We start from the raw sequence: 16,839 nt of genomic DNA, 5'->3' as shown, positions 1-16,839 counted from the left end.
GAATATTTTCATTTAGGCAACTCAGTTAGATCTTGCCGGGCCATAGATCGGGCGGCCGTTGCGTGCACCTGTATGTTGTCCGTTCAGCAGGGTTGGTTCTCCATTCACGATAATGGTGCTGAACCCTGTTGAATACTGATGAGGGTTTTCAAAAGTGGCTTTATCGCTCACGGTTGCCGGGTCAAACACCACGATGTCCGCTGCCATACCAGGTTTCAGCAATCCTCTGCCTGGCAGCTGGAATTTCTGGGCCGCCAGGGAGGTCATCCGGCGAATGGCTTCCTCCAGAGAGATCACCTGGAATTCCCGGACATATCTTCCGAGCACACGGGCATTGGTACCATAGCCACGCGGGTGCGGCATGCCTTTGCCGGGAACGGGAACGCCTGCATCTGCGCCCATCATGCTGAAAGGGTATTGCATGATGTATTTTACATCGTCTTCATGCATGCCATGGTACACCATCTGCGCCCCACCTTTCTCTATCATATCCATAATGGTTTCTGCTTCCCATGCCGCCTTAGGTTTTCTTCCCAGTAGTTTATTGATCTCAGTGATGCTTTTGCCATTGTAACTGCTGTCGGGAGAATAACTGGCTACAACAGCATAACTGTAATTTCTGTACTTGTATTTGGCGAGTTGTTCCAGCATGCCTTTTTTGATCTCAGCCCGGATAGCCGGATTATGCAGTCTTGCCCGAACACTGTCCTGCCCACCAGCCAGTGCCCAGTCGGGTAAACGCACTCCGAGGTTGGTGCTGCTGGCAGTGTAAGGATACTGATCGATGGTAACATCCCATCCCTCATTTCTGGCCGCTTTGATAAGGTCTACTGTGATAGTCGATTTGCCCCAGCTGGCTCTGCCGCTCACTTTGAAGTGCGAGATCTGTACAGGGATATTCGCTTCTTTTCCAACCTGAATAGCTTCATTGATGGCTTCAACCACGCTGTTCTCTTCGTTGCGGATATGGGAGGCATAAAGACCATTGAAGCGGCCCGCTGCTTTGGCGAGGCTGACTACTTCAGCAGTATTGGCGAAAGTTCCGGGAATGTAAATGAGGCCGGTGGACAATCCTACAGCTCCATCACGCATCGCTTCTTCCACCAGCTGGTCCATACGGGCCTGTTCATCCGGTGTTGCAAGGCGGTTATCGCGTTTCATAATTTTCTCGCGGACGGTATTATGGCCAACCAGTGAAGCTACATTGATGGAAGCATGCAAACTGTCGATACGCTGAAAGAATTTTCGCAGATCGGTGGCGGAACTGCCGCAGTTACCGGTGATCACGGTGGTAACGCCATCGTAGATATAGTTGTCGGCAGTGGGCCGTTCGAAGATGCCGCTTTCGATATGTCCATGCACATCGATGAAGCCGGGCGCAACTACCTGTTTTTGTGCATCGATGGTTTGCTTCGCCTGGTAATTGCTGAGCTTACCGATGGCGAGGATCTTTCCATCTTTCACCGCGAGATCTCCATAGAACCAGGAGTTGCCGGTGCCATCGATGATCTTGCCATTGCGGATCAGGATATCACAGGAAGTTTGTGCATAAGCGCTTGCTGACAACAACAAAACGATAAGGCCGGATAAGAGTTTCATATTGATCAGATATAACTTAATAATGGGTTGCTGCTGCCGGCTTTCAACTGGCCGTACCACTTGCAGGGGAAGTAAAGCAGCAGTACGGTCAATGCCCAGAATGCATATACGCCCGGCAATCCAAAGCCAGACTCTACCGGGTAACTGCCCGCGAAAGTGAGGAAAGTGGCGATATCGTATCCCTGAGCAACGCCGGCAATCACCATCAGCAGGTGGATCAGGAAAATGTGCAGGATGAAATAAAACAGTGGCACTTTTCCATACACCATAAAGAAGTTCACGAGTGCTCCTTTGGCTTTTTCCATCCATCCTAATGCAAAGATGGCCGGTCCCAGCGTCATCAGCAGGAAACTCAATGATGGCGGGTACTTGGTGGTATTGAGAAAGCTTAGTATTGTATACAGTGGCGTTGACTGTACCGACCAGCGCTGAGGTTCGCCATAGACATTGATAAATCTGAGAATGATGAATAATGCGGTTATGATCAGGCCCAGGCGGATGAAAAGCCTGCTTCTTCTCTGGCTGTCCAGCAGGAAATATTTTCCAAAGACATAACCAGCGCCCATTACACCGATCCAGGGGATCAGCGGATAACTGATCACCAAAGCGCGATCCGGGGAGAGCTGGAAGAAACCGGGAACATGCAATATGTTCCAGATGATTCCCAACTTACCGAAGCTTGCCGGATCGATCCCGTCCAGTGCATTGTGCCCGATGATCATTACCAGGCTGATGGCCAGGATGGCGCGCAGCGGTAACCATACCATTGCGGCGAGGAAGATCATGCACATGCCCAGCGCCCAGATCACTACGGCCAGGATGAAATCATATTTGAAGTTGAAATGGAAAGCCCAGCTGATGACAGTGAATTCTGCGATCACCAGGAACAGGCCCCTGGTGAAAAGGAATTTCGATACCTCTTTTTTCGTTCTCTTCTGTCCGTACAGGAAAGCTCCTGTACCGGCCAGTAACATAAAAACGGGCGCACAGAAATGCGTGATCCATCTTGTGAAGAACAGTTCGGGACTGGTTTGCGTGAGGTCAGTGGGATTGAAGCGGATGTTCGAGAAATAATCACGAACATGATCGAGCGTCATGATCACCATGATGATGCCGCGAAGCAGATCGATAGAGGTGATCCTGTTGCGGGTGATTGTGAGTGGTTGCATGAAACAGGTTTAAGGTTTGGCGGAGTTTTCAACGGTGCTGAGTAACCGAAGGAAATTTCCTCCTAAAATATTATTGATCTGCAGGTGTGTATAGCCTCGCCGGAGGAGCTCTTTGGTGATGAGTGGGAATCGGGTAACATCATCCAGCTGCTGGGGTACCGAGGTAATGCCATCATAATCTGAGCCCAGGCCTACATGGTCTGTTCCGATCAGTTTCACGATATGATCAAGATGGTCGAAGAGAAGGGAAAAGGGAGCCCGGAGCTGCTTTGCATCGGCTTTGTATTTTTCAGCGAGGGTTTCAGTAATGATAACGCTGTCTGTGCCGGCGGCCCTGAGGGAGTCTACTTCTGCGCGGTGCTTGCGACGGAACTCGCGGTTCTTTTTGAAGAAGCTGCTGTCCAGGAAACCTGAGTAGAAGTTCAAATGGATCACACCGCCGTTCTTGCCCACTGCTTTGATCTGCTCATCAGTGAGGTTGCGGGAAACCGGGCAGAGTGCGTATGCGCAGCTATGTGACACGATCACGGGTTGCGTGGTGGTGTTGATGGCGTCCCAGAAAGTTTGTTCGCCCACATGGCTGAGGTCTACCAGCATGCCGAGCTGATTCATATGTTTCACCACTTGTTTACCGAAATCATTGAGGCCTTTCGGCTGCTTGCCTTTGGATTCGTCGGCGGCTGAACTGGCCCAGGGAGTGGAATTGTTCCAGGTGAGGGTAAGGTAGCGGGCGCCGCGGTTATACAAACTGTCGAGGTAATCCAATCTGTTTTCGATCATATGCCCGCCTTCCACTCCGATCATGGCGGCGAGTTTTTTTTCTTTCACGGCTTGCAGAAGCTGGCCGGAATTGGTAACGATGCTCATCCTGCCCGGGTTTCTTCTTTGCACTGCGTAGAGCGTGTCTATCTGTTGGGTAGCCCTTGCATAGCCTTTGCCGTTGATGAAAGTTCCATCGCACCAGATGGAAAATATCTGTACATCCACGCCACCTTTGGCAAAGCGATTGAGGTCTGAATGTGTTTTGCCACGGAGGTCTTTGTCGAAGCTCAATCCTTTTTCAAAACAGGTAGTAAGGATATCGTTATGCGTGTCCACCACGATGGCCCCGGAGTGAAGGTCTTTCCAGGCTTGCGCAGACAGTTGCAGGCAGCAGAGTGATACAATACAGGATAGTGATAATTTCCCCATATGATGATCTTGGTGATACTAAATATAAAAAAGACCCGCGAAACGGGCTCTGCCAAAATTGACCACCAGGGAAATAATGGTACCGAAGCATGAACGGTTGCGCCCGAAGTACGGGCAACAAGAAGGTTACCTTTCATCGGAGACCACTCGCTCTCCTCTGGCGAGTGAGCAATATTTGTTCGCCTCCGGCGAATACCTTGTCGCCGGGAGGCGACGGAATAGCAGTCACTCGCGGGGACGCGAGCGACTGGCCGCTGCGAAATGAAACGGGACGATTTTAAATTAATTATTCAGCAGATCCTTTCTCTCCAACGAACCACTGTTCTTTATTCCTGAACAGTACGTTGAAGGTGGTGAGGGTGCCGTAGATGCGGGTGATATATTGCTGAAGGTTCACTTTGTCTTCGTCGCTGAGCTGCTTGTGGCCGTTCACCTGTTGTTCCAGCACACGGAGCCTGTCTCTCAGCATCACGATCTTATGGAAGAAGACCTCAACAGGGACTTCTTTGGGTTTTTGAGATTTGTCGGCGGGCTGGAGGAGCATGATGCCGCCTTTCCATTTGTCGCCCAAATGCACTACCTCACTAACACCATTCCATAACCGAAGTATTTTGAGCAGGGATTTCTCCACATCGCTATGAGTTTCTATTTCTTCGGTTACGTTGTCGGGGATGATCTCATCGAGGTTGGAATCGTTTTTATCGATTTCCTTTGTTCCGTGGTTGATGAAGGTGATCAGATAGGTGGCGTAACGAACGCCGGTGATTACGCCTGGCCCGAACTGGGTATGTTGCAGCCGGGTGCCGATGCCGAGGTTGAGTTGGTCCATTATAATAAGATTGAGTGTTATTGATAGATTTGCCCGCTGTCTGCAAGATCTACTTCTCTGGATAATTCTCTGCCTCTTTCCACGCTTTTTTCTGCTGATACAACACAAAGCATTCTTTTATATACATCCCCATTTCATAATCAGTAGCCACCTGAACAAACAACAATGCAGGCCGGTATTGTGCGATGAAGGCTTCCAGTTCTGCTCCTCTTAACCCGGTGAGCTTCACTATCAGCGGTCTGCTGAAACGGTGATCGATGTACTTTTCCATTTCTTCCCTGATCAGGCGGTCGCGGAACTGTGCCATTCTTTTGTTGCGGCGGAACTGGAAAAAGGTGATGAGTTCAGTAAGGTCGGCGCCTACGCGGCCATCGGGATTGACACTGGCGCTGAGGCCTGGTTTTTTGTAGTTGAAATATTTATCGTACTCGCGGCGGTTGGCCAGGGAGTCCATCCGGTAGTTGGGGCTTTTGACGGTTACGGCCGGCAGGTTGGTAACGGTTACGTGCAGGGAGAGATCGAACTGGTTGATATCGGGGATTGCCTTTACTGCATATTTTGGAGTGGGCTTACCAAGATAAGAAAAGGAGATGGAGTCGGCTTCTGTCACCACTATCGAGTAGCGGCCCGATGAATCGGTAACGGTGCCCATACCGCTGGTGCTGATGACGGATACGGATGGCAGTGGTACCATCCTGGAGATATCATACACGGCTCCCGATACTTTGAACCTTGTCTGGGAAAAGGTCTCCAAAGCAGTCATAGAGCACAGCACCGTAAATAATATAAGTAGCCTTGTCCTCAGCAACGTGTGTTTACATGATTGATACTCCAGCAAGATAGGATTCTTAGCCGAGGGATTGGCGCATTTAACTGCGTTTTTGCAACTCGGTGATCACTTCTTCGATCACACGCGGGTAATGGGCATGCTCCAGCTGATGGATCTTCTGCGCCAGCACTTCAGGTGTATCCGTTTCTTCAATGGAGCAGATGGCCTGGTAGATCACTGCGCCGTGGTCATATACTTCATCCACAAAATGAATGGTGATGCCGCTTTCCTTTTCTTTAGCAGCAATCACGGCATTGTGCACATGCATACCATACATTCCTTTACCGCCGTAGTTTGGCAGCAGTGCCGGATGGATATTCACGATCCTTCCACTGAAAGCCTGCACCAGGGCAACGGGAACTTTCCAGAGGAAACCTGCCAACACAACAAAACCGATATTGGCTTCCTTAAGTTCATCCACATAGGCATTGCCCCGGAAGAATTTCTCTTTATCTATGATCAGAGTGGGGATGCCTTCGCGTTGAGCGATGCCCAGCACACCGGCTTCCGGCTTATTGCTGATGATGAGCCCGATCTCCACACCCGGCTTCTCTTTAAAGTATTCAATGATCTTAGCTGCGTTGGAACCGGCTCCGGAGGCAAAGACAGCTATCCGGAAGGGGGTGGGCTTCGCTTTCTGGGCTAACTCCTCATCGGTTGGCCTGCGCTGAGTACCGGCAACCGGGCTGTTGGGGTTGAAGTTGAAGCTCTTTTTAGGCAAGGGTACTTCTTCCTGTTTCTTCTTTGGGGTGGGAGTACCGGAAGCCTTAGTTTCCCGGACAACCGGCTCAGCCCGTTCAACCTGCTCTTCATGCTTCTTTCCCGCGATCCGCTGACCCATTTTCTTGAGGTAGCTGCGGAAAAAGAAGAATTGTCCGGTGGGGATACTGATCACTATTACACAGAGTGGCCAGAGGAGGGTCACTATCACTACATATAATATAATACGTATAACAGGCTGGTTGATGGCCAGTTGATTCAGGATGATCCTGCCTAAATAGCCGCAGAGACTGCCGCCTACGGCAAAGGTGATGAGGATGAGAAGGAGGCGCCATCCGTTGACCTTCCATTTTTGTTGAAGCCGTGTAAACATGGACGCAAAAGTGCAGCAATTTGGTCAATTATCTGATTTTGTAAGCCCGATATTGCATTTTCCAAACACATATTGCGGTTTTTAAGCATGTAACTATTGCGGCTTTTCCACACTCTGTCCAGCCCCAAAATGGGGTGACAAAAACATGACATAAATGTCATGACATAATGAATTTTGGGTTCAAAATCGGCTGAAACCCGCTACAGGACTGGCTTAAAAAAATTTTAACTATGTTGATATTTTGTTAGAATCCTGACTTATTTTTGCAGCCAAATCAGGAAATTTTTCCACATAATCTCGTCATATTCAACTGATATGATTGACCACAGAGTACAAAGACCAATTGCCAGAGGGGCCCTTCTCAGTGTATTATTGATTACGTTATTGTCGTTCGGAAATAAGTTGAGTGCGCAGGATGGGGCTAAATTGTTCCAGGATAATTGCGCAACTTGTCACGGTGTGGTTAAAGACCTTACTGGCCCGGCGCTCAAGGGTATTGAAGATCGCGTGAAGGATAAAAAACTCCTGCATGCATGGATCAGAAATAACCAGGCGGTACTTGCTTCCGGAGATAAATACTTCAACGAGCTCTTCGTGAAGTGGAACAAGACCCCGATGAACGTGTTCCCCAATCTGAGTGATGAGGAAATCGATGCCATCCTGAAATATGTACGTGAGTACAAAGCACCGGTAGCTGTAACAAACGGCCCTGGTGCTGAAAATGGCAAAATGGGTGAATCAGACAACGCTATCCTCTACGGCGTTCTTACCCTGATCCTCGCCGTTGTAGCGCTCGTAATGCTCGGTGTCAACAGCAACCTCAAAAAGCTGGCTGACGATAAAGACGGCATTCCTGCACAGGAGCCTATTCCTTTCTACAGAAATAAAACTTACATCGCATTGATCACTGTATTGCTTTTCGTGGTTGGCGGCTTCTTCGTTACCAAAGGTATGATCGGCCTTGACCGCAGAAAAGGATACGAACCAGTGCAACCTATCTATTACTCACACAAAGTGCATGCCGGAACAAACCAGATCAACTGTCTGTACTGTCACGGCGGCGCCATGGAGAGCAAACAGGCAAGCATTCCTTCTGTGAATGTTTGTATGAACTGCCACATGAGCATCAATGAATATACCGGTCCTGCTATCCACAGAGAAGACGGAACTGAAGTGAACGGAACTGCCGAGATCCAGAAGATCTATGCAGCTGCCGGATGGGACCCTGCCAAGAAAAAATACACTGGCGAAACAAAACCTGTTGAGTGGGTGAAGATCCACAACCTGCCTGATCACGTATTCTTCAGCCACGCTCAACACGTGAAAGCTGGTAAAGTACAATGTCAGACATGTCACGGCGAAATCAACAATATGCATGAAGTGAAGCAGGTTGCTGAACTGAGCATGGGATGGTGCGTGAACTGCCACCGTGAAACCAAAGTTGATTTTGTTGACAACAAGTTCTACAGCATTTACGAAAAGTATCACAACGAGATCAAGAATAAGACAAGAGACAGCGTGACTGTAAGTGATATCGGCGGTACCGAGTGTCAGAAATGTCACTATTAATCGATAACGCCCCTTTTTCCAAATTTTTCAAACTGATATAAATGGCTAAAAAAAAGTACTGGCAGAGTTTCACAGAGCTCAATAACAGTGAGGCCCATCAAAAGTTGGCAGAGAACGAATTCAATGAAGACCTGCCGGTTGAAGGTGCTGCAAAGAACGGATTAGCCGATGCCAATGCATCCCGTAGAGACTTTCTGAAATACTTAGGCTTCAGCACCGCAGCAGCCATGGCTGCCGCAAGTTGCGAGGTTCCTGTAAGAAAAGCGGTTCCTTATGTGAACAGGCCACAGGATATCATTCCAGGTGTTGCTGACTATTACGCTACTACCTATATCAGCGGCGGTGAAGCAATTCCCATCGTTGCCAAGGTGCGAGACGGAAGGCCCATCAAGATCGAAGGAAATACCCTCAGCACACACACTAAAGGCGCCACCACTGCAAGAGTGCAGGCATCTGTGCTGGATCTGTATGATACAGCCCGTCTCCGCAACCCTGAAGAAAAAGGAACTGCTGTTGCTTACGATGTGATCGACAAGCATATCATGGATGAGCTGGCCGCACTCGGTGGAAAACCTGTAGTGCTCCTCACCAGTACCATCAACTCCCCCACAACAAAACAGATCATCAGCGAGTTCCTGGCAAAATATCCAGGAAGCCGTCATGTACAATACGACGCTACTTCTTATAGCGCAATGATCCTGGCAAACGAAGCCACTTACGGTAAGAAAGCTATCCCTTCTTATCAGTTTGAAAATGCTAAAGTGATCGTGAGCCTTGGTGCAGACTTCCTGGCTACCTGGTTGAGCCCCGTTGAATTTCAGCGTGGATACAGCACCGGTAGAAAGGTGATGAATGAGAAGAGCCCCGAGATCAGCAAACACTATCAGTTCGAGAGCATGATGAGCCTCACAGGTTCAAACGCTGACGAACGCTTTACGCACCGTCCTTCCGAGATCGGTCTGGTAGCCGCCGCCCTGCTTAGCGCAGTGAACGGTCAGGGTGCTGCCGGTGTTGAAGGAAACCTGAAAAAAGGTATCGAAGCTGCTGCCAAAGACCTGGTTGCCAACAAAGGCAAAGCACTGGTTGTGGCAGACTGCAACAATGTAAATGTTCAGATCCTCGTAAACGCTATCAACGAAGCAATCGGCGCTAACGGAACTACCATCAACTGGGCAGTTCCCATCCTGACCTTCCAGGGGCTGGACAGCGACATCGCCAAACTGGTTACCGATATGGAATCCGGTTCTGTAGGTGCCCTGCTCATCGCCGGTGTGAACCCCGCTTACGAATACTTCGATGGCGAAAGATTCAAAAAGGCCCTCAGCAAAGTTTCCGTTTCTGTTTCCTTCAATGACAGAATGGACGAAACCACGCAAGGTTGCAAATATGTACTGCCTGCTCCTCACTTCCTCGAAAGCTGGGGCGATGCAGAATTCAAAGCTGGTCAGATCTCTATGATCCAGCCAACCATCAACCCGCTGTTCGATACAAGACCGCTTCAGGACTCCCTCCTGAAATGGGCTGGTAACGCAACCGCTTACGATGTGTACTTCAAGAACTACTGGGTTGCCAAACTCGGCAGCCTTGACAACTACAACAAAGCCCTGCAGGATGGTGTGATCGAAACAGCTATCGCTCCTGCCGGCGCCGCCTTCAACGGAGCTTCCGTTGCAGCCGCTCAGGCAGCAGCAGCCGGCATGAAGAAGACCGGTAAGTTTGAAGTAGTGGTTTACCAGAAAGTATCCATGGGCGATGGTAAGCAAGGCAACAACCCCTGGTTGCTCGAAATGCCTGATCCTATCACCCGCGTTTCATGGGACAACTACGCTGTTATCTCTCCGGCCATGGCCAAAGAGATGTTCAAAATTGATATCAGCAACAGCCGCGGTGCAGACAAGTATGAGGTGGAAGTGATGAAGCCTATGCTTGAGCTCACTGTTGGAAATAAGAAAATGGAACTGCCGATCATGGTGATCCCCGGTACGCAGTCCAATACCATCGCCATCGCCGTAGGTTACGGTCGTGTGAAAGAGATCGGAAGAGCAGTAGTTGCTATCGGTGGTGCCCCTGTTGGTTTCAACGCATACCCATTACTGTCATACAACGGAACTACTGTAGAGTGGACCGCTACCGATAAAGTGGATGCAAAAGAACTCGACAAGAAATACAAGATCGCTCAGACACAAAACCATAACAGCTACGAAGGCCGTCATGAAGTAGTGAAGGAAGTAACACTCCATGAGCTGCAGAAGAATCCATCCATCATCCGTGATGCAAGGGCTAAGGAACTGGCTCCATGGGGTGGCCTGGACAATTTCGAGAAAGAAGGTACACTGTATCCTGTTCACGCCCGTCCAGGTGTGAAATGGGGAATGAGCATCGATCTCAACAGCTGTTACGGATGCGGCGCCTGCGTGGTGGCCTGTAACGCTGAGAACAATATTCCGATCGTAGGTAAACATGAAGTAGCCAGGTTCCATGATATGCACTGGTTGCGTATCGACCGTTACTTCAGCGGTAACCCTAACGATGCAGACAGCATCCAGACCGTATTCATGCCGATGCTCTGCCAGCACTGCGATAACGCTCCTTGCGAAAACGTATGTCCGGTAGCTGCAACCAACCACAGCAGTGAAGGTCTCAACCAGATGACCTATAACCGTTGTATCGGTACAAGATATTGCGCCAACAACTGTCCGTTCAAAGTACGTCGCTTCAACTGGGCTGACTACACTGGCGCAGACAGCTTCGCAAACAACCAGAAGCCCCTTGTTGAAGAAGGCCAGCTGGACGATGCTGTTCTGATGATGAACGATGAGCTCACCCGTATGGTACTGAACCCTGATGTTACAGTACGTAGCCGTGGTGTGATCGAAAAATGTTCTTTCTGCGTACAACGTCTGCAGGAAGGCAAACTGAAAGCGAAGAAAGCCGGCCGTCCGCTGGAAGACAGCGATGTGAAAACCGCCTGTCAGCAAGCTTGTGCCGCCGATGCGATCGTGTTCGGTAATGCCAACAATCCTGAGAGCGAAGTGAGCAAGGTGAGAAAAGAGAATGGTCTCCGCCTCTACCATGCGCTGGAGCAGATCCACGTAATGCCTAACATCAATTACCTGGCTAAAGTGCGTAACTCTTCCGAGATCGCCAATGCCGGTCACCTGAGTGCTGAGGTATTCACACACGAAGTAGAAACACCCGCCGCAGCTGGAGAACATCATTCAGCTCACTAAGGGTTTGTGATCAAGAACTAATTTTTTTCAAGCTAAGTGCTAATAGCTTAAAGCTTATAACAAATGGCATCATTCAAGTACGAATCGCAAGTAAGAGCCCCGTTGGTGGATGGTTCTAAGGATTATCACCAGGTTACGGAAGATATTGTGCGTCCTATTGAAGCACCGCCCAGCCGTCTGTGGTGGATCGGTTTCATCATCTCAGTGGGACTGCTGATGTTTGGTGTGTATTCCATTTACCGTGAGGTAACTTATGGTGTGGGTCAGTGGAACCTGCATAAAACCATCGGATGGGGTTGGGATATCACCAACTTCGTATGGTGGGTAGGTATCGGTCACGCCGGTACGCTGATCTCCGCGATCCTCCTCCTGTTCCGTCAGGGATGGAGAACAGGTGTGAACCGCGCTGCGGAAGCCATGACCATCTTCGCCGTAATGTGCGCGGGCCAGTTCCCGATCTGGCACATGGGTCGTGTATGGATGGCCTTCTTCGTACTGCCTTACCCCAACACACGCGGACCGCTGTGGGTTAACTTCAACTCTCCGCTGCTCTGGGACGTATTTGCGATCTCTACTTATTTCACCGTATCACTGTTATTCTGGTACTCAGGTCTGATCCCTGACTTCGCTACCATCCGCGACCGCGCCAAACTGAAATGGAGGAAGCTGATGTACGGTCTGCTGGCCTTTGGCTGGACCGGTTCTACCAAACACTGGCAGCGTCATGAGAGCCTCTCTCTGGTACTGGCCGGTTTGAGTACACCACTGGTACTGTCAGTACACACGGTGGTATCTTTTGACTTCGCCACCTCAGTGGTTCCCGGCTGGCACACTACCATCTTCCCTCCCTACTTCGTAGCGGGTGCGATCTTCTCCGGATTCGCAATGGTACAAACCCTGCTGCTGGTTACCAGAAAAGTACTGTCTCTCGAAGATTATATCACCATGGAGCACATCGAGGTAATGAACAAGGTTATCGTACTGACCGGTTCTATCGTAGGTATCGCTTACCTCACCGAGCTGTTCATTGCATGGTATGGTCAGAACCCATATGAGAACTACGCATTCATGAATAACAGGCTCGACCTGTTCAGCCCTTACGGCTGGAGCTACTGGCTGATGATGGGATGTAACGTATTGTCTCCGCAGATCTTCTGGTTCCGCAAACTCAGAAGGAATATCGTGGTTACCTTCTTCATGTCTGTGATCGTAAACATCGGTATGTGGTTCGAGCGCTTTGTGATCATCGTTACTTCCATCTACCGGGATTATATTCCAAGTAGCTGGGCCGTTTACTACCGCCCCACTATCTGGGAAGTTGGATTCTATCTCGGAACATTCGGATTGTTCTTCACCTGCTATTTCCTGTTCAGCAAATTCTTCCCGGTTATTGCTGTGGCTGAGATCAAGCATATCCTGAAGAGATCAGGTGAGAGCTATAAGAAAGACATGGTTAAAGTGGAAAACGAGAGCGCTGACCACTTATATCACGAAGTGCACGCTGCACATCACTAATTGATTTAAACTTATACAAATCGCTATATGGCTGTTAAAAAATTTGTAGTCGGTTGCTTTGATGAAGAAGAACAGGTATTCAATGCCGTGAAGAAAGTGCGTAAGACAGGATACAAGCTGCACGACGTGTACACCCCGCTTCCGATCCACGGACTGGATAAGGCGATGGGCCTGCGTGATACCAGCATTCACACTGCCGGTTTCATCTATGGCATCACTGGTACTACTATCGCATTGAGCTGCATCTCCTGGATCTTCACCAAAGACTGGCCCCTGAACATCGGTGGTAAGCCTCACTTTGCGCTGCCGGCCTGGGTGCCGATCATGTTCGAGTTCACGGTATTGTGCGCAGCTGTGGGCATGGTGCTCACTTTCTGCTATCTCTGCCAGCTGGCTCCCTTTGTTAAGAAACACCACTTCCACCTCAGGGCTACTGATGATAAAATGGTAATGGTGATTGAAGTAACTCCCAAGTCCGATGAGACTGAGATCAGCGGATTCATGAACAGCCTCGGTGCTACTGAGATCAATACGCAGATCGCCGAAACCGGATGGTGGCTGGGTCGTTACGACAAAGAGCAAAAGTTATATCAGGACGAAACCGTTTCAGCATAATTGAATATTGAAGCACGATGAAAAAATTATCGATCATAGCTGTTTTAGTACTGGCCATTGTAGCCTGGAGTTGTAAGGAAACAAGCAGGGAGCCGGGTAGGGCATACATGCCGGATATGGCTTATAGTGTGGCTGTTGAAACCTATACTCCGCTTGATACTTTCAAAGCGCTGGGTATTAAATATAATGCACAACCTGTGCCTGGTACTATCAAAAGAGGCGAACTGTTCCCTTTCCCGATTGCCAAAGACAAACAGGGTGAACTGGTGAACTACGAAGCTTCCAAAGCAGTACCTAACCCTATCACGGCTATGACGCCTGATCAGCATAAAGAAGCTGAGCGTCTTTACCTGGTAAACTGTGGCATCTGCCACGGTGCCGGTCTGGATGGAAACGGTGTGCTTCACAAAAGAAGCGATGGTACAGATGGCCCTTACGCCCCTGCGCCTGCTAACCTGATCAGCAACGCCACTTACACTGGTATGCCTGCAGGTCAGATGATGTATTCTGTTACTTACGGTAAGAACCTGATGGGACCTTACTCTTCACAACTGAGCACCACACAGCGCTGGATGGTGGTTGCCTATGTGAAGGCAAAACAGGCAGAAGCCAATGGCGGTGCTGCTGAAACAAAGCCTGCTGCTGATGCAGCAAAACCTGCAGCTGATACAACTGCAAAAAAATAACTGAGAAGAGACACATTGAAATTATAAACTGTTGACAATGGCTAGTAAAGAATTTTTTGAGATACCGAAGCGATACAGAACATGGTCGTTAGCCCTGATGGGAATAGGTGTGCTGTCTGTTATTATCGGTTTCTTCCTGTATGCTAACAGCGAACATCCCCAAAGGTTTTGGGCCACATTACTGCAGAATAGCGTCTACTTTTTATTAGTAGTAAATGCGTCTATGTTCTTCCTCTGCGCAACTACCCTCGCATGGGGTGGCTGGCAGCTCAGTTTCGGAAGAGTTACTGAAGCCATTTCAGTAGCAGTTATTCCAATGGCCATCATCACCGGCATCATCCTCGTTTGCCTGGTGACGGTAGACCCGCATATCTACCACTGGCTGCATCCTCACGGAGACAAGATCCTGGAAGGAAAATCAGGATTCCTCAATAAGAATTTTTTCATAATCTGGACTGCCCTCACCCTGGTAGGCTGGATCCTGCTCGGCGCCAAGATGCGCAAAGAGAACCGCAAGCTGGATGAAAATCCACTGCCTGATAAAGAAACTGCTCGCAAGTGGATCTTTAAGAACACCGTTTGGGCTGCATTGTTCATTATCTGGTTCGCATTGACTGTAATGAGCACCGTTCCATGGCTGTGGCTGATGAGCATCGACGCTCACTGGTACTCTACCATGTACAGCTGGTACACTTTCGCCAGCACATTTGTGGCAGGTATGGCACTTATCACCCTCTTCGTTGTATTCCTGAAGAACAATAACTACCTGGAGTATACCAATGAAGAGCACCTGCATGACCTTGGAAAGTTCATGTTCGCATTCTCTATCTTCTGGACATACCTCTGGTTCAGCCAGTACATGCTGATCTGGTATGCGAACATCCCTGAAGAAACAGTTTATTTCCGTTCACGTATAGTAACCGATCACGAAACAGGTGCTTATTCCGGCATCTTCTGGTTCAGCTTCTGCATCAACTTCCTGGCTCCGTTCCTGATACTGATGCGCCGCGGTTCCAAGAGAAACTACACCACGCTCACCATGCTCGCCATTGTGATCCTGGTTGGTCACTGGTTCGATTTCTATCAGATGGTATTTGCCAGCGTAATGAAAGAGCATGTTACCCTCAACCTGTTCGACTTCGGTGTTGCAGCCGGCTTCGTAGGTCTGATCATGTTCGCTGTAGGCAGGGCGCTTACAAAAGCTCCGCTCGTTGGCAAGAACCACCCGCTGATCAAAGAAAGTATCATACACCATACCTGATCTGGAAACAGTGTGTAAAGCTCAAGACGTAAAACTTGTTTGTTCGAATAAAATTTATTGATAGATCATGACAACTACCGGAATATTTCTTTTAACGATCCTTGCTCTCGGCTTCCTGATCACGTTTCAGATTGCCAAGGCCAGCGAGTATGTTTCTGTGCTGAAAGGCGAGAAGAAAGCTTTCGAGCAGAGTAATAAGGTCAATGCATTCCTGATGGTGGTATTCCTGGTACTGGGGCTTATCGGCGTGTGGTGGTGCAATCACCTCCTGTTCGACAAAACCCTGATGGCCCAGCCCTCTGCATCTGATCACGGAGAGAACATCGACAGGATGCTGTACATTACCATTGTTATCACTGGTATCGTATTCATCATCACACAGATCCTCCTGTTCTGGTTCGCCTTCAAATATCAGTACAGTTCCAAGAGAGAAGCGTTCTTCTATCCGCATAACAATAAGCTGGAGCTTATCTGGACAACAGTTCCTGCCATTACACTCTGTATCCTGGTTGGATTCGGTCTGTATTACTGGTTCCGTATCACCGGCGATGCCCCCAAGGATTCACTGGTGGTTGAGATCACCGGCAAACAATTCGGATGGATCTACCGCTACCCGGGTAAAGACAATACTTTCGGTAAAAAATACTATCGTATGATCGACGAAGGAAAGAACAACCAGCTTGGTCTGAACTGGCTCGATACTACTATCCACAAAAAAGATCACAACGGAAATCCTGCAGGTACTGTAGAGATCAAAGCTGATCCTGCTACCTATGACGATATCGTTACCAACGAAGCTATTTATATGGTGAAAGATCAGCCGGTGAAACTGGTGATCAACTCCCGTGATGTAGTGCATGACGTAGGCCTTTCTCACTTCCGCCTGAAGATGGACGCTGTGCCTGGAACACCCACAACCATGTGGTTCACTCCAAAGTACACTACCGAGGAAATGAGGAAGATCACCGGCAATCCTAAATTCGAGTATGAGATCTCCTGCGACCAGATGTGCGGAAACGGTCACTACTCCATGAAAGGATTGATCAAAGTGGTAACCAAGGATGAGTTCATCCTCTGGAGAGCAAAACAGAAAGCTGCCTATGCGCTCGCTTTCCCTGAAAAATCTGCTACTCCCGAGAATCCTGTCCCAGCAGCAGCCGACTCTTCTACAAAAGCAACTGCAGTTGCCCATGAAGTGAAGCCTGTAATTGCAGCAGCGAAACCGTAACGAATTAAAAAGTTTATACCCGATT

General features: G+C 49.1%; 13 protein-coding genes. 7 read left to right on the top strand and 6 right to left on the bottom strand.

Annotation, left to right across the window (positions count from 1 at the left end; genetic code table 11):
• Positions 1 to 21: 21 nt before the first annotated feature.
• The 6 genes from ACTHMC_RS26845 to ACTHMC_RS26820 all read right to left on the bottom strand — a co-directional run bounded on the left by ACTHMC_RS26845 (position 22) and on the right by ACTHMC_RS26820 (position 6,710).
• Positions 22 to 1,599, bottom strand: a complete 1,578-nt coding sequence (locus ACTHMC_RS26845; RefSeq protein WP_440418051.1) for an N-acyl-D-amino-acid deacylase family protein — start codon at positions 1,597 to 1,599, stop codon at positions 22 to 24.
• Positions 1,600 to 1,604: 5 nt separating this feature from the next.
• On the bottom strand, positions 1,605 to 2,768 hold the full coding sequence (locus ACTHMC_RS26840; protein WP_440418049.1) for a DUF1624 domain-containing protein: 1,164 nt from the start codon (positions 2,766 to 2,768) through the stop codon (positions 1,605 to 1,607).
• A 9-nt stretch (positions 2,769 to 2,777) separates the two neighbouring features.
• Positions 2,778 to 3,959, bottom strand: coding sequence for a dipeptidase (locus ACTHMC_RS26835; RefSeq protein WP_440418047.1), 1,182 nt, complete (start codon positions 3,957 to 3,959; stop codon positions 2,778 to 2,780).
• Between the two features lie 286 nt (positions 3,960 to 4,245).
• Complete coding sequence (locus ACTHMC_RS26830; protein ID WP_440418045.1) at positions 4,246 to 4,788, bottom strand: hypothetical protein; 543 nt, start codon at positions 4,786 to 4,788, stop codon at positions 4,246 to 4,248.
• Positions 4,789 to 4,837: 49 nt separating this feature from the next.
• Entirely contained in the window at positions 4,838 to 5,551 is a 714-nt protein-coding gene (locus ACTHMC_RS26825; RefSeq protein WP_440418043.1) for a hypothetical protein, read from the bottom strand.
• Positions 5,552 to 5,657: 106 nt separating this feature from the next.
• Positions 5,658 to 6,710 (bottom strand): DUF6787 family protein, encoded by a 1,053-nt coding sequence (locus ACTHMC_RS26820; RefSeq protein ID WP_440418041.1) that lies wholly within the window; start codon positions 6,708 to 6,710, stop codon positions 5,658 to 5,660.
• A 315-nt stretch (positions 6,711 to 7,025) separates the two neighbouring features.
• On the opposite strand from ACTHMC_RS26820, the gene ACTHMC_RS26815 reads away from it, so the two are divergent.
• From ACTHMC_RS26815 to ACTHMC_RS26785, 7 genes are all read left to right on the top strand, one after another.
• Positions 7,026 to 8,279 (top strand): c-type cytochrome, encoded by a 1,254-nt coding sequence (locus ACTHMC_RS26815; RefSeq protein ID WP_440418040.1) that lies wholly within the window; start codon positions 7,026 to 7,028, stop codon positions 8,277 to 8,279.
• Positions 8,280 to 8,320: 41 nt separating this feature from the next.
• The gene (locus ACTHMC_RS26810; RefSeq protein WP_440418038.1) at positions 8,321 to 11,509 is read left to right on the top strand and encodes a TAT-variant-translocated molybdopterin oxidoreductase; all 3,189 of its coding nucleotides are present in this window, start codon (positions 8,321 to 8,323) and stop codon (positions 11,507 to 11,509) included.
• Between the two features lie 63 nt (positions 11,510 to 11,572).
• Positions 11,573 to 13,024 carry an NrfD/PsrC family molybdoenzyme membrane anchor subunit gene (nrfD, locus tag ACTHMC_RS26805; protein ID WP_440418036.1) on the top strand — a complete coding sequence of 484 codons (1,452 nt, stop codon included), beginning with the start codon at positions 11,573 to 11,575 and terminating at the stop codon, positions 13,022 to 13,024.
• 27 nt (positions 13,025 to 13,051) lie between these two features.
• Complete coding sequence (locus tag ACTHMC_RS26800; RefSeq protein ID WP_440418034.1) at positions 13,052 to 13,639, top strand: DUF3341 domain-containing protein; 588 nt, start codon at positions 13,052 to 13,054, stop codon at positions 13,637 to 13,639.
• Positions 13,640 to 13,656: 17 nt separating this feature from the next.
• Positions 13,657 to 14,325 carry a c-type cytochrome gene (locus tag ACTHMC_RS26795; protein WP_440418033.1) on the top strand — a complete coding sequence of 223 codons (669 nt, stop codon included), beginning with the start codon at positions 13,657 to 13,659 and terminating at the stop codon, positions 14,323 to 14,325.
• Between the two features lie 37 nt (positions 14,326 to 14,362).
• Positions 14,363 to 15,586, top strand: coding sequence for a quinol:cytochrome C oxidoreductase (locus ACTHMC_RS26790; RefSeq protein ID WP_440418031.1), 1,224 nt, complete (start codon positions 14,363 to 14,365; stop codon positions 15,584 to 15,586).
• A gap of 67 nt (positions 15,587 to 15,653) precedes the next feature.
• The gene (locus ACTHMC_RS26785) at positions 15,654 to 16,814 is read left to right on the top strand and encodes a cytochrome c oxidase subunit II (RefSeq protein ID WP_440418029.1); all 1,161 of its coding nucleotides are present in this window, start codon (positions 15,654 to 15,656) and stop codon (positions 16,812 to 16,814) included.
• The last annotated feature ends 25 nt before the right edge of the window (positions 16,815 to 16,839 follow it).

The organism is Pseudobacter sp. (genome assembly GCF_051955275.1).
Classification (GTDB): Bacteria; Bacteroidota; Bacteroidia; order Chitinophagales; family Chitinophagaceae; genus Pseudobacter.
Note: the sequence above shows the minus strand (reverse complement) of the source record. Positions and strands in the feature narration are given on the sequence as shown.

What these genes read in the sequence shown, in the direction of transcription:
- ACTHMC_RS26845 (WP_440418051.1), bottom strand. Translation starts at nt 1,599, where the DNA reads ATGAAACTCTTATCCGGCCTTATCGTTTTGTTGTTGTCAGCAAGCGCT.
- ACTHMC_RS26840 (WP_440418049.1), bottom strand. Translation starts at nt 2,768, where the DNA reads ATGCAACCACTCACAATCACCCGCAACAGGATCACCTCTATCGATCTG.
- ACTHMC_RS26835 (WP_440418047.1), bottom strand. Translation starts at nt 3,959, where the DNA reads ATGGGGAAATTATCACTATCCTGTATTGTATCACTCTGCTGCCTGCAA.
- ACTHMC_RS26830 (WP_440418045.1), bottom strand. Translation starts at nt 4,788, where the DNA reads ATGGACCAACTCAACCTCGGCATCGGCACCCGGCTGCAACATACCCAG.
- ACTHMC_RS26825 (WP_440418043.1), bottom strand. Translation starts at nt 5,551, where the DNA reads ATGACTGCTTTGGAGACCTTTTCCCAGACAAGGTTCAAAGTATCGGGA.
- ACTHMC_RS26820 (WP_440418041.1), bottom strand. Translation starts at nt 6,710, where the DNA reads ATGTTTACACGGCTTCAACAAAAATGGAAGGTCAACGGATGGCGCCTC.
- ACTHMC_RS26815 (WP_440418040.1), top strand. Translation starts at nt 7,026, where the DNA reads ATGATTGACCACAGAGTACAAAGACCAATTGCCAGAGGGGCCCTTCTC.
- ACTHMC_RS26810 (WP_440418038.1), top strand. Translation starts at nt 8,321, where the DNA reads ATGGCTAAAAAAAAGTACTGGCAGAGTTTCACAGAGCTCAATAACAGT.
- nrfD (WP_440418036.1), top strand. Translation starts at nt 11,573, where the DNA reads ATGGCATCATTCAAGTACGAATCGCAAGTAAGAGCCCCGTTGGTGGAT.
- ACTHMC_RS26800 (WP_440418034.1), top strand. Translation starts at nt 13,052, where the DNA reads ATGGCTGTTAAAAAATTTGTAGTCGGTTGCTTTGATGAAGAAGAACAG.
- ACTHMC_RS26795 (WP_440418033.1), top strand. Translation starts at nt 13,657, where the DNA reads ATGAAAAAATTATCGATCATAGCTGTTTTAGTACTGGCCATTGTAGCC.
- ACTHMC_RS26790 (WP_440418031.1), top strand. Translation starts at nt 14,363, where the DNA reads ATGGCTAGTAAAGAATTTTTTGAGATACCGAAGCGATACAGAACATGG.
- ACTHMC_RS26785 (WP_440418029.1), top strand. Translation starts at nt 15,654, where the DNA reads ATGACAACTACCGGAATATTTCTTTTAACGATCCTTGCTCTCGGCTTC.